Source organism: Xanthomonas sp. CFBP 8445 (assembly GCF_025666235.1).
Lineage (GTDB): Bacteria > Pseudomonadota > Gammaproteobacteria > Xanthomonadales > Xanthomonadaceae > Xanthomonas_A > Xanthomonas_A indica.
Map to the genome: position 1 here is coordinate 3,656,242 of NZ_CP102594.1, position 12,348 is coordinate 3,668,589.

8 protein-coding genes and 4 tRNA genes are annotated in these 12,348 nt (G+C 67.0%); 2 read left to right on the plus strand and 10 right to left on the minus strand.

The annotated features are described in order from the left end of the window. The first annotated feature begins 1 nt into the window (after position 1). A complete protein-coding gene (gene gloB, locus NUG21_RS15615) occupies positions 2-769 on the plus strand; it encodes a hydroxyacylglutathione hydrolase (protein ID WP_184502506.1) in 768 nt (255 codons plus the stop codon). Then, the gene (locus tag NUG21_RS15620; protein ID WP_263391351.1) at positions 766-1,977 is read left to right on the plus strand and encodes a lytic transglycosylase domain-containing protein; all 1,212 of its coding nucleotides are present in this window, start codon (positions 766-768) and stop codon (positions 1,975-1,977) included. The genes gloB and NUG21_RS15620 overlap by 4 nt, the downstream gene beginning before the upstream one ends. Before the next feature lie 436 nt (positions 1,978-2,413). Here NUG21_RS15620 and NUG21_RS15625 read toward each other — a convergent pair whose 3' ends face one another. From NUG21_RS15625 to NUG21_RS15670, 10 genes are all read right to left on the minus strand, one after another. Then, complete coding sequence (locus NUG21_RS15625) at positions 2,414-4,402, minus strand: peptidylprolyl isomerase (protein ID WP_263391352.1); 1,989 nt, start codon at positions 4,400-4,402, stop codon at positions 2,414-2,416. Positions 4,403-4,588: 186 nt separating this feature from the next. Beyond that, positions 4,589-4,665: transfer RNA gene (locus tag NUG21_RS15630), tRNA-Asp, on the minus strand. A gap of 117 nt (positions 4,666-4,782) precedes the next feature. Further along, positions 4,783-4,859: transfer RNA gene (locus tag NUG21_RS15635), tRNA-Asp, on the minus strand. A gap of 27 nt (positions 4,860-4,886) precedes the next feature. Continuing rightward, positions 4,887-4,961 (minus strand) — tRNA-Val (locus NUG21_RS15640). 11 nt (positions 4,962-4,972) lie between these two features. Further along, the gene (locus tag NUG21_RS15645) at positions 4,973-5,245 is read right to left on the minus strand and encodes an HU family DNA-binding protein (RefSeq protein ID WP_010341124.1); all 273 of its coding nucleotides are present in this window, start codon (positions 5,243-5,245) and stop codon (positions 4,973-4,975) included. A 228-nt stretch (positions 5,246-5,473) separates the two neighbouring features. Next, on the minus strand, positions 5,474-7,942 hold the full coding sequence (lon, locus tag NUG21_RS15650; protein ID WP_263391353.1) for an endopeptidase La: 2,469 nt from the start codon (positions 7,940-7,942) through the stop codon (positions 5,474-5,476). 177 nt (positions 7,943-8,119) lie between these two features. Continuing rightward, positions 8,120-9,406 carry an ATP-dependent Clp protease ATP-binding subunit ClpX gene (gene clpX / locus NUG21_RS15655; RefSeq protein ID WP_184502510.1) on the minus strand — a complete coding sequence of 429 codons (1,287 nt, stop codon included), beginning with the start codon at positions 9,404-9,406 and terminating at the stop codon, positions 8,120-8,122. A gap of 128 nt (positions 9,407-9,534) precedes the next feature. After that, on the minus strand, positions 9,535-10,161 hold the full coding sequence (gene clpP, locus NUG21_RS15660) for an ATP-dependent Clp endopeptidase proteolytic subunit ClpP (protein WP_017907831.1): 627 nt from the start codon (positions 10,159-10,161) through the stop codon (positions 9,535-9,537). A gap of 141 nt (positions 10,162-10,302) precedes the next feature. Continuing rightward, positions 10,303-11,598: a trigger factor gene (tig, locus tag NUG21_RS15665; protein WP_263391354.1), complete on the minus strand. Its 1,296-nt coding sequence runs from the start codon at positions 11,596-11,598 to the stop codon at positions 10,303-10,305. Positions 11,599-11,788: 190 nt separating this feature from the next. Next, positions 11,789-11,873, minus strand: a tRNA-Leu gene (locus tag NUG21_RS15670). Positions 11,874-12,348: the final 475 nt, after the last annotated feature.

Below are 12,348 nucleotides of genomic sequence, written 5' to 3' on the forward strand. Positions count from 1 at the left end.
TATGCGACTGATCGCCCTGCCCGCATTCCAGGATAACTACATCTGGGCGATCGCCACGGACGACGGGCGTGCGCTGCTGGTCGACCCCGGCCAGGCCGAGCCGGTGCTGGAGGCCGCGGCACAAGGCCTGCAGCCCGCCGCCATCCTGCTCACCCACCACCACGACGACCACATCGGCGGCGTCGCCACGCTGCGCGAGCGCTGGCCGGACCTGCCGGTGTACGCGCCGGACGATCCGCGGATCGCTGGATTCCCGTGCGAGCGGGTCGGCGACGGCGACATCGTGAAGGTGCTGGACTGGCAGTTCGATACCCTGGCGGTCCCCGGCCACACCCGCTCGCATCTGGCGTACGTCGGCCAGGGCCACCTGTTCAGCGGCGATACGCTGTTCAGCCTGGGCTGTGGGCGCATGTTCGAAGGTACGCCCTCCCAGATGTTGGGTTCGCTGCAGCGCCTGTCCGCCCTCCCGGGGCAGACGCTGGTCTGCTGCGGACACGAATACACCTTGGCCAATGCGGCATTCGCCGTCACGGTCGATCCCACCAACGCTGCCCTGCGGCAGCGCCATCAGGAAGCCCAGGCCATGCGTCATGCTGCCCGCCCCACCGTTCCCGTCACACTCGCCAGCGAACTGGCGACCAATCCGTTCCTGCGCACCGCCTCGGCGGCGATCCAGCAGGCGATCGGCGCCCGGCTCGGCCGGGGGGTGTCCGACGAGGTGGAAGTCTTCGCCGAACTGAGGCGCTGGAAAGACGATTTCCGAGCATGAGGGCGCTGGCGTTGACGGCGGCGCTGACGCTGGCGATGGCGTCGGTGGCGCCCCCCGCGGTGGCCGCGACCCCGCTTGCGGCGGCACTCGAGCAGACCGTGGCCGGTCTGAATGGCTTGCCGACGGACGCGGCGGCGCTGCCGCCGCCCACCACCCGTAACGGGCACGACATCCTCGCCCGCTTCCGCGACGGCCTGGCCGACACGCGTTGCGACGCCGGCGCCACCGATGCGCGCTGGCAGCAGCAGTTCTCGCGCGCGCCCTCGCGTCTGGCCGACGAGGACGAGGACGTACTGCCGCTGTTCGGCTACGTGGTCGACGAACTGCGCGCGGCCAACCTGCCGACCGAGTTTGCGCTGATCCCGTTCGTGGAGAGCGGCTACCGCCCGGCCGCGCGCAACAGCGGCGGCCCTGCCGGCCTGTGGCAGTTCATCCCCGGCACCGCGCGCAACCACGATGTCCCGCTGGAGAACGGCTACGACGGCCGCCTGTCCGCGGTGGACTCCACCCGCGCCGCGGTGCGCTACCTGAAGACCCTGCACGGCATGTTCGGCGGCGACTGGCGCCTGGCGATCATGGCCTACAACGCCGGCGAGTACCGCGTGCTGCAGTCGATGCGCCGCGCCGGCATGAATGCGCAGAACGCCCAGCCGGACAAGCTGCCCGGGCTGTCCTCGGTCACCTATGCCTACGTCGAGAAGCTGCACGCGCTGGCCTGCGTGCTGGAACAGGCGCAGACCCGCGACGAATGGATGGCGTCCCTGGATCGCGACGTGCCGATCCTGCAGGCGCAGACACTGCCGGCCGGGATGGCGCTAGACGACTGGGCACGGCGCCAGGCGCTGCAGGGCAACCAACTCGCGCGGCTGAATCCGGCCCTGGGCAACGGCCGCAGCGCCAAGCGCGCGCTGCCGGTGCTGGCGCCCCGCAGCCTGGGCGGCCCCGTGCTGGCCCAGGACACCGCACTGCCGGCGCAGGACGACGCCCCGGTCGTCGCCACCGTGGCCAGCACCGACGACAGCCCTGCGCCGCGCCGTGGCGCACGCGCTGGTGCGCGCTCCCGCCACACCCACACCGTGCGCGACGGCGACACCGCCTGGAACATCGCCAAGCGCTACGGCATCACCGTGCAGGCGCTGTTGATGAAGAACGGCCTGTCCGCGCGCAGCGTGCTGCGCCCCGGCATGGTGCTGAGCTACGAGGACTGACGCGTTCCCGCCACGGCGGGACGACGTCCGTTACACGCGACAACGCCGGCGGGTGTGCCCCCATGCCGCGGGGACGACCGCCCATTGCCGCCGACCCGAACGGCGCCTGACACCACCACGCACGTCTGCTATGCAGGCTTAGTACCGGGTCCAGCACCGACGGCAACCGCGCGCACTGACCCGCGAAGAGCAAGTTCGGCCTCGATCACCGCCTAGCGCGCAGGCCCTCGCGCCAGGCGAGGCGGCGGTCGTACCGTCTGCCGCCCATTCACGCCACCACTCGCGCCTGCCGGCGATCGGCAGGCGCACGCTGCGCACTTGCGCGCCACCGTTGCGCACTTCCCACGGCAACGCGCGCATGTGGACACCCCTGAAACGCAACAGGCCCGGCAATGCCGGGCCTGTTGCGTCATCTCCCGCGTCGGCGGCGCCGCTGTTACAGCTGCGACTCCTGCACGCTGATCTTGAAGTGCTTGCGCATCGCATCGACGTAGGCCTTGGCATCGGCCGCGCCGTCGATCTGCGCCAGCTGCTGCTGGAACATGGTCTGCTGCTCGGCCGGTACCTTGCTCAGGTCGCCCGGCGTCACCTTGGTGACCGCGAACAGCGCATAGCGCTTGCCCACCGTGCCCGGGGCCGCAGGCAGTTCGACCTTGCCCACCGACGGCTTGCCGTCGACCGGCTGCGGTGCGCTGAAGATCGCCTGGCTGGCCTGCGCGCTCGGCATCGGCACGTTGCGCGGCAAACCCGGCATCGGGTTGATCTGCAGCTTCTCCGCGCCGGCCAGGGTCTGCAGGCTCTCGCCCTTGCGCAGGCGCGCCAGCAGCGCGTCGGCCTTGGCGGCGGCGGCCTTGGCGGTGCGGTCGGCATGCACCGCGGCCACCACCTGCTCGTGCACCTTGGCCAGCGGCTGGATCTGCTCCGGCTGGTGCTGGGTCACGCGGATCAGCACGCTGTGGTTCGGCCCGAGGTTGATCGGGTCGCTGACCGTGCCGTCCTGCACCAGGGTGTCGGAGAACGCGGCGCGCAGCACCGCCGGCTGTGCGGCGATGCCGCTGGCGTTGGCGCGCGAGAACGGCCCCAGCGTCTGCACCGGCAGGCCCACTTCCTTCGCCGCCGAGGCCAGCGCGGTCGGGTTCTTGTAGACCAGGTCCACCAGCTTGCCGCTCAACTCGCTGAAGGCCTTCTCGCTGTCGGCCTTCAACTGCTCGCTGGCGAGCTGGTCGCGCACCTGCTCGAACGACTTGCCTTCGCCGCCCTTGACCTGGCGCAGCTGGATGATGTGATAGCCAAATTCGCTCTTCACCGGGCCGACGATCTCGCCGGGCTTCATCGCGAACAGCGCATCCTCGAACGGCTTCACCATCACGCCCTTCTCCACCCAGCCCAGATCGCCGCCGGCGTTCTTGGAGCCCGGGTCGTCGGAGTTGGCGCGGGCCAGCGCGGCGAAATCGGCGCCGGGCTGCTTGGCTTCGGCCGCCAGCTTGGCCGCCTTGGCCTCGGCCGCCTTCTGCGAGGCCGCGTCCTTGCCGGCGCTGATCAGGATGTGCGAGGCCAGTCGCTGGTCGGGCTCGACGAAGCGCGCCTTCTCATCGTCGTAGCGCTTGCGCAGCGTCGCCTCGTCGGCCGGCTTGACCGGCGGCAGGTTGGCCGCATTGAGGTCGACGTACTCGATCGTCACGGTTTCCGGCTGCTTGAAGTCGGACTTGTGCGAGTCGTACCACTGCTGCACCTGCGCGTCGCTCACCGGCGCGGTATCGGCCGGCATCTCCGGCAGCAACGCCATTTCCACGTCGCGGGTCTCGCCCAGCATCTTCAGCAGGCGATCGGTCTCCTGCTTGGTGGCGAACGCCGATTCTGCGAGGCCGGACGGAATCACCGACTGCTGCAGCGCATCGCGCACCAACTGCTGGAACATGGTCGGCGTGCGCGGCGGCGTGCCCGAGGCCAGGGCCAGGCGGTAGCGCTCCGGATCGAACTTGCCGTCGTTCTGGAACGCAGGCATGGCGCTGATGTAATCGCGTACCGCGGCATCGCCGATGACCACGCCGGCGCGTTCGGCCGACAGCTTGGCCACCTGCTCGTCGATCAACTGATCGAGCAGCTTGCGCTTGTTGTCGATGCTTTCGAACGCACGCGGATCGAAATCCTCGCCCTGTTGCTCGCGCGCCTGGATGCGCGCCTGCTCGAAGCGGGTACGGAACTGTTCCGTGCTCACTTCGTGGTGCTGCCACAGCAGCGACACCGGCCACCACGACGGCGCCGACGACCACCACGAGGGCGGTGCCTGCACCTTGGCGACATTGTTGGCACCGACGCCACCGAGGTAGCTGTTGTCGATGACGAACAGGAACGGAATCATCAACAGACCGATGATCGCGGTGGCGATCCAGCCCGAGGTCTTTTCGCGAAGTTTCTGCAGCATTGGGAACCGACGGCCTATTGGCGAGCCGCGCAGTTTAACCCGCTTCACGCCCTGCGGCAGAACCGCCGGCCCGGCCGCCCGCGCCGGTCATGCGCCGCGGCGGCGGATCGGGAGCGGGCAGCGGACGAAAACAGGCGTGACGCAGAAAAAAGAAACCCCCGATCGCTCGGGGGTTTCGCGTACAAATGGCGGAGTGGACGGGACTCGAACCCGCGACCTCCGGCGTGACAGGCCAGCATTCTAACCGACTGAACTACCACTCCGCGTTTGAACGGAGGCGGGCGCGAGGCCCGCTTTCCCGAAGCGGCCGGGCCAACGCTGGTGCGTGGCGGCGACTGCGAGAAACGAAACCCCCGATCGCTCGGGGGCTTCGGTACAACTGGCGGAGTGGACGGGACTCGAACCCGCGACCTCCGGCGTGACAGGCCAGCATTCTAACCGACTGAACTACCACTCCGCTTTTGAAACTTGTCGCTTGGTGCTCTGGTGGGTGCTGAGGGTTTCGAACCCCCGACCCTCTCCGTGTAAAGGAGACGCTCTACCGCTGAGCTAAGCACCCTAGCGAGTCGATTAGTTTACGGCATCCTTCAGCGCTTTACCAGCCTTGAACGTCGGATTCTTCGACGCGGCGATCTTGATGGAGTCGCCGGTCTTCGGGTTGCGGCCGGTGCGCTCGGCACGGTCGCGCACCTGGAAGGTGCCGAAGCCCACGAGCGTGACGCTGTCGCCCTTCTTCAGGGCCTTGGTCACTTCCGACACGAAGGCGTCGATGGCACGACCGGCTTCGGCCTTGGAAATATCGGCGGCAGCGGCGATCGCGTCGTTCAGTTCGGCTTTATTCATTTCTTGATGACTCCATGTGCGGCAGAAGACCGCGGATTGAGGATCGGGTGTCGGCGTGGCCTGCCTCGCCTGAGCGAGACCCCGATGGATATGTTTTGCACTACCAAGCACGCCCGTTCGCGGTGCTCGCAAGCGCTGCATTTATACCAGCGGGCCCATACCCGCGCAAGCCGAAAAGCCAACAACGGCGCGGGTTTGGGCCGTTTGCGCGGGTGCGTTCAGCGCGCGTCAGTGCTTGACGCGCGGGTTCGAGGATGCTTTCTGCTTGCGCCGCGACGGCGCCTGGTCGGCATCGGCGGCGGTCTTCGGCGCAAGCGGACGCTCCAGCGCCAGATCCAGCACTTCGTCGATCCACTTCACCGGCACGATCTTCAGATCGCGGGTGACGTTCTCCGGGATATCGGCCAGATCCTTGCGGTTCTCCTCCGGGATCAGCACGGTGCGGATGCCGCCGCGCAGCGCGGCCAGCAGCTTCTCCTTGAGGCCACCGATCGCCGAGACGCGGCCACGCAGGGTGATCTCGCCGGTCATCGCCACGTCCGCCTTCACCGGCACCTTGGTCAGCATCGACACCAGCGAGGTCACCATCGCGATGCCGGCACTGGGGCCGTCCTTCGGCGTGGCGCCATCGGGCACGTGCAGATGCACGTCGTGCTTCTGCAGGAAGTCCGCCTCGATGCCGAGCCGCTCGGCGCGCGAACGCACCACCGACAACGCCGCCGACGCCGATTCCTTCATCACATCGCCGAGCTGGCCGGTCAGGATCACCGCGCCCTTGCCCGGGACCAGGGTCGATTCGATCTGCAGCAGATCGCCACCGACCTCGGTCCAGGCCAGGCCGGTCACCAGGCCGATCTCGTTCTGCTCCTCGGCACGGCCGAAGTCGTAGCGGCGCACGCCCAGGTACTTGTCCAGGTTCTTCGAGCCGACGACGACCCGCGCCTTGTCCTTGCGCGCGACGCCCTTCTTCGCCGCAGCCTTCTTCGCCGGGGCTGCCGGCTGCGGACCGGCCAGGGCGATTTCCTTGACCACCTTGCGGCAGATCTTGGCGACTTCACGCTCGAGGTTGCGCACGCCGGATTCGCGCGTGTAGTAGCGCACGACGTCGCGGATCGCGTCGGCACCGATCTCCAGTTCGTCCTGCTTCAGGCCGTTGGCCTTGAGCTGCTTGGGCACCAGGTAGCGCGCGGCGATGTTGAGTTTCTCGTCCTCGGTGTAGCCGGGGATACGGATCACTTCCATGCGGTCCAGCAGCGGACCGGGGATGTTCAGCGAATTGGAGGTCGCCACGAACATCACTTCGGACAGGTCCAGGTCCACTTCCAGGTAATGGTCGTTGAAGGCGTTGTTCTGCTCGGGGTCGAGCACTTCCAGCAGCGCCGAGGACGGATCGCCACGGAAGTCCATCGACATCTTGTCGATTTCGTCGAGCACGAACAGCGGATTCTTGCTGCCGACCTTGTTGAGGTTCTGCACGATGCGGCCCGGCATCGAGCCGACATAGGTACGGCGGTGACCGCGGATCTCCGCCTCGTCGCGCACGCCGCCCAGCGACATGCGCACGAACTTGCGGTTGGTCGCCTTGGCGATGGACTGACCCAGCGAGGTCTTACCCACGCCCGGCGGTCCGACCAGGCACAGGATCGGCCCCTTCATCTGCTTCACCCGCGACTGCACCGCGAGGTACTCGAGGATGCGGTCCTTGACCTTCTCCAGGCCGTAGTGATCGGCGTCGAGGGTTTCCTGCGCGACCTTGAGGTCCTTGCGCACCTTGCTGCGCTTCTTCCACGGCACGCCCAGCAGCCAGTCGAGGTAGTTGCGCACCACCGCGGCTTCGGCCGACATCGGCGACATCTGCTTGAGCTTGTTGAGTTCGGCCTTGGCCTTGGTCTCCACCGGCTTGGGCATGCCGGCCTCGGCGATCTTGCGCGCCAGCTCCTCCAGCTCGCCCGGCGCGTCGTCGAGGTCGCCCAGTTCCTTCTGGATCGCCTTCATCTGCTCGTTGAGGTAGTACTCGCGCTGGCTCTTCTCCATCTGCGACTTGACCCGGCCGCGGATGCGCTTCTCCAGCTGCTGCACGTCGATCTCGCCGTCGACCAAGCCGACCAGCATCTCCAGCCGCTCGCCCACTTCCAGCGTTTCCAGCAGGCGCTGCTTGTCGGCCAAGCGCACGCCGATGTGCGCGGCGATGGTGTCGGCCAGGCGGCCGGGCTCGTCGATACCGGACAGGGTCTGCAGCAGTTCCGGCGGCAGCTTGCGGTTGGTCTTGACGTACTGCTCGAACAGCGACATCAGCGAGCGCGCGATCGCCTCGACCTCACGCTCCTCGCGCGATTCGGCGGCATCGATCTCGCGGCCTTCGCCCTGCAGCGCGCCGTCGCGCTCGGCGACCTTGTCGACGCTGACCCGCGACAGGCCCTCGACCAGCACCTTGATGGTGCCGTCGGGCAGCTTCAGCAGTTGCAGCACCTGCGCCAGCGTGCCGACGTTGTACAGGTCGGCCGCCGCCGGATCGTCGGTCTCGGCGGATTTCTGCGCGACCAGCAGGATGCGCTTGTCGGCCTCCATCGCGTGCTCGAGCGCGCGCATGGATTTGTCGCGACCGACGAACAGCGGGATGACCATGTGCGGGAAGACCACGACGTCGCGCAACGGCAGGACCGGCAGGTCGAGGACTTCGGATTGGGACTGGGCCATGAGGATTCCGATTTGGGAGGCGGGAACGCGATGCGGGCGGCCATAAAAACGCCGATGGCCCCGTTATGGGGCCATCGGCTGGACGATGCAAGGGGAGCGCAGAACCCCCTTATGTTTCAGCGACTTACTGGCAGGCCCGGGGCGCGCGACGGGGTCGCCGCGCAGCACCGGGCCGGGTCACTCCGCGGAGGCGACCTTGGGCGGCGCCGGCGGGGTCTGGTAGATCAGGTACGGCTCGGACTTGTGCTCGATCACCGACTCGTCCACCACCACCTTGCTGACGTTCTCCTGCGACGGCAGCTCGTACATCGTGTCCAGCAGCACCGACTCGACGATGGTGCGCAGGCCGCGCGCGCCGGTCTTGCGCTTGAGCGCCTTCTTGGCGATGGCCAGCAGCGCGTCCTGGCGGAACTCCAACTCCACGCCTTCCATCTCGAACAGCTTCTTGAACTGCTTGGTGATGGCGTTCTTGGGCTCGGTCAGGATCTTGATCAGCGCCGGCTCGTCCAGTTCCTCGAGCGTGGCGACCACCGGCAGGCGGCCGACGAACTCGGGGATCAGGCCGAACTTGATCAGGTCTTCCGGCTCGACGTCGGCCAGGATCTTGCCGACCTCGCGCTTGCGCTCGGCGCTCTTGACCTTGGCGCCGAAACCGATGCCGCCGGCGTCGTTGGAGCGCTGCTGGATCACCTTGTCCAGGCCGGCGAACGCGCCGCCGCAGATGAACAGGATGTTCTTGGTGTCCACCTGCAGGAATTCCTGCTGCGGATGCTTGCGCCCGCCCTGCGGCGGCACCGAGGCGACCGTGCCTTCGATCAGCTTCAGCAGCGCCTGCTGCACGCCTTCGCCGGACACGTCGCGGGTGATCGACGGGTTCTCGCTCTTGCGCGAGATCTTGTCGATCTCGTCGATGTAGACGATGCCCTGCTGCGCCTTGTCGACATCGTAGTCGCACTTCTGCAGCAGCTTCTGGATGATGTTCTCCACGTCCTCGCCGACGTAGCCGGCTTCGGTCAGCGTGGTCGCATCGGCGATGGTGAACGGCACGTTGAGCAGGCGCGCCAGCGTCTCGGCCAGCAGGGTCTTGCCCGAGCCGGTCGGACCGACCAGCAGGATGTTGGACTTGGCCAGTTCGACCTCGTCGTTCTTCTGCCGGCTCTCGATGCGCTTGTAGTGGTTGTACACGGCCACGGCGAGCGTGCGCTTGGCGCGCTGCTGGCCGATCACGTACTGGTCGAGCACCTCGAGGATCTCGCGCGGCTTGGGCAGGCTGCTGCGTGCCGACTGCGCCTTCTCCTCAAGCTCCTCGCGGATGATGTCGTTGCACAACTCGACGCATTCGTCGCAGATGAACACGCTGGGCCCGGCGATCAGCTTACGGACCTCGTGTTGACTCTTGCCGCAGAACGAGCAGTACAGGATCTTGTTGCTGTCGCCGGAACGGCCTTGCCGGTCTTCGCTCATTGCTTCGCTTACCCAGTTACCCCACCCGATGAACGGGGGTTCGATTTCGAGAATAGCACAGGGCCGGGAGGACGCTAGCCCGACCCCGGCCCTGCGGAATACGCTGCGTTTTGCAGTACATGCAAGCCTTATGCCGGCTGGATGGACTCGTCCGGGCGACGCTCCAGCACCTGGTCGACGAGGCCGTAGGCCTGCGCGTCGACGGCGCTCTTGAAGTTGTCGCGCTCGGTGTCGCGGGCGATGGTTTCCAGCGACTGGCCGGTGTGCTTGGCCAGGATTTCGTTCAGCCGCGCGCGCAGGGTCAGGATCTCGCGGGCGTGGATGTCGATGTCGGTGGCCTGGCCCTGGAAGCCGCCCAGCGGCTGGTGGATCATCACCCGCGAGTTCGGCAGCGCATAACGCTTGCCGGCCGCGCCCGACGCCAGCAGCAGCGCGCCCATCGAGGCGGCCTGGCCGACACAGATGGTGCTCACGTCCGGCTTGATGTACTGCATGGTGTCGTAGATCGCCATGCCGGCAGTGACCACGCCGCCCGGCGAGTTGATGTAGATGCTGATGTCCTTTTCCGGATTGTCCGCTTCCAGGAACAGCAGCTGGGCCACGATCACGTTGGCCATGTGGTCGTCGATCGGGCCGACCAGGAAGATCAGGCGCTCCTTCAACAGACGCGAATAGATGTCGTAGGCGCGTTCGCCGCGGCTGGTCTGCTCGACCACCATCGGAACCAGATTCAAGGCCTTGGTCACATTGTCCACGTGGTGATCTCCTGCTGCTCGGGGTCCGTCCCTGCACGGGGGTGTACAGGGCTTCGCATCGTGTTGCGCCCCGCCGCCGCGGGGAGGTGAAACGGGATCCGCGTCGCGCAGGCCGGCTGCGCAACGCGGCGACGCGTCGTCTTATTGACGGATCGCGTCCTGGAACGACATCGCCTGCTCGGTGTGCTGGGCGCGCTCGGCGATCCAGTCGATCACCTGCTCTTCCATCACACGGCTCTGCAGTCCTCCCATCAATTGGGGATCGTTGCGGTACATCTCAATGACCTGCTCCGGCTCTTCGTAGGTCGAGGCGATCAGGCGCAGCGTCTCCGAAACCCGCTTCGGGTCCAGGCGCAGTTCGTTGCGGCGGGCGACCTCGCCGACCAGCAGGCCGACCAGCACGCGCTTGCGCGCGGCTTCCATGAAGCCCTGGTGGGCGTCCTCCGGCACCTGGCCCGGGTCGCGGCCGGAACGGCGCAGTTGCTCGACCTGCTGCGCCAGCATGGCGCGCGCCTCGTTCTCGACCAGGCGCGGCGGCATTTCCACCGAGGCATAGGCGGCGATCAGCTGCTCGCCGACTTCGCGACGCAGGCGATTCATCAGCGCGCCCTTGAGCTCGCGCTCCAGGTTGATGCGGATGTCCTTGCGGAACTGCTCGGCATCGCCGCTCTTCACGCCGAAGCTCTTGATGAACTCCTTGTCCACTTCCGGCAGCACCGGCGCGGCCACATCGACCGCCTTCACGTGCACCTGGACCTGCTTGCCGGCGAACTGCGGCACGCGCCAGTCGGCCGGGAAGTCGACCGTCAGCGTCTTCTCTTCGTCCTTGGACAGGCCGATCAGGCCCTGCTCGATCGCCGGGAACATGACGCCCGAGCCGATCACGCTGCTGCCCTTCTCCACGCCTTCGGCCGGCAGGCGCTCGTCGCCGACCTGCGACCAGGTCTCCAGGGTCACCAGGTCGCCGTCCTGCGCCGGACGCGCGGCCGGCTGCCAGGTGCGGCGCTGCAGGCGCAGGTTCTCGATCATCTGCTCGATGTCGGCGTCGGTGACCTCGGCGGTGTGGCGGATCACCTGCAGCGTCGAGACGTCGATGTCGCCGAAGTCCGGCACCACTTCGAAGGTGGCCACGAACTGCAGCTCGTTGTCGCCGGCGCGGTCGATGCGCGGGTTGCCGGCCAGGCGCAGTTCGTGCTCGCGCACGGCCGAATCGAAGGTCTCGCGCAGCAGGCCGTCCAGCGCCTCGGCGCGGATCTGCGGCCCGAAGCGCTGCTCGATCACCTTGGCCGGAATCTTGCCCGGACGGAAGCCCTTGATCCGCGCGGTACGCGCGACTTCGCGCAGGCGGCCGCCGACATGGGTTTCCAGGCGATCCTCCGGCAGGGTGAAGGTTAGACGCCGTTCCAGGGTACCGGTGGTTTCGATCGAAGCTTGCATGTGGACTCCTGCCACCGGGAGCCCACGGCTCTCGGCACGATGTAGAAAAGTACGGGTTGGCGCGGGCACGGGACAGCCGCCGCAGCCGGATAGTTTCGCCTATTCCCGCGGCGCCTGCCAGCGCAGGGCCGGGCGGCCGCCGTGGCGACGCCGAACCCGCCATCGCCGCGAGGGGCCGTGGGGGGTTGGATGGTGCGAAAGAGGGGACTCGAACCCCTACGCCTTGCGGCACTGGTACCTAAAACCAGGGCGTCTACCAATTCCGCCACTTTCGCGCTGCGGCGCCGGATGGCGCCTGCCGGCACATTGTTGCAGGCCGGCCGACAAAGAAAAAGGCACCTGCCGGAGCAGGTGCCTTTCGTTTTGGTGGGCCGTCAAGGATTCGAACCTTGGACCTATTGATTAAGAATTAGCACTTGTTAGCTTACAAATCAAAGCCTTAGTTAAAGCAATTTTCCCAAACCTTCCTTATCAAGACCTTGAACTCGCAAATTTTTCCGCGGCCTCAGAAGCCTTTCATGGCAACGCGGCACACGTCCACTTATGCCGGTCCATCGCGCAGCTTGTAACGCCCGGTCGCCGGCACTTGGCATCGACCAAACTGCGCCGCTCGACCCGATAGCCACCACCGGCCAGCGGCAAGGACGCGAGAGGCGCACGACGCCTGCAGTCGCACAAGAGACTGCGACTGACCTATCAAGCTTTTCGGCGTCCCCACTTCAGGCCTAAAGTGCGCTGAACAGTGGAGGA

Excerpts from the sequence above, each read along its gene's own strand:
- NUG21_RS15645 (WP_010341124.1), bottom strand. The coding sequence starts at position 5,245 with ATGAATAAAGCCGAACTGAACGACGCGATCGCCGCTGCCGCCGATATT.
- gloB (WP_184502506.1), top strand. The coding sequence starts at position 2 with ATGCGACTGATCGCCCTGCCCGCATTCCAGGATAACTACATCTGGGCG.
- clpX (WP_184502510.1), bottom strand. The coding sequence starts at position 9,406 with ATGAGCGAAGACCGGCAAGGCCGTTCCGGCGACAGCAACAAGATCCTG.
- lon (WP_263391353.1), bottom strand. The coding sequence starts at position 7,942 with ATGGCCCAGTCCCAATCCGAAGTCCTCGACCTGCCGGTCCTGCCGTTG.
- NUG21_RS15625 (WP_263391352.1), bottom strand. The coding sequence starts at position 4,402 with ATGCTGCAGAAACTTCGCGAAAAGACCTCGGGCTGGATCGCCACCGCG.
- NUG21_RS15620 (WP_263391351.1), top strand. The coding sequence starts at position 766 with ATGAGGGCGCTGGCGTTGACGGCGGCGCTGACGCTGGCGATGGCGTCG.
- tig (WP_263391354.1), bottom strand. The coding sequence starts at position 11,598 with ATGCAAGCTTCGATCGAAACCACCGGTACCCTGGAACGGCGTCTAACC.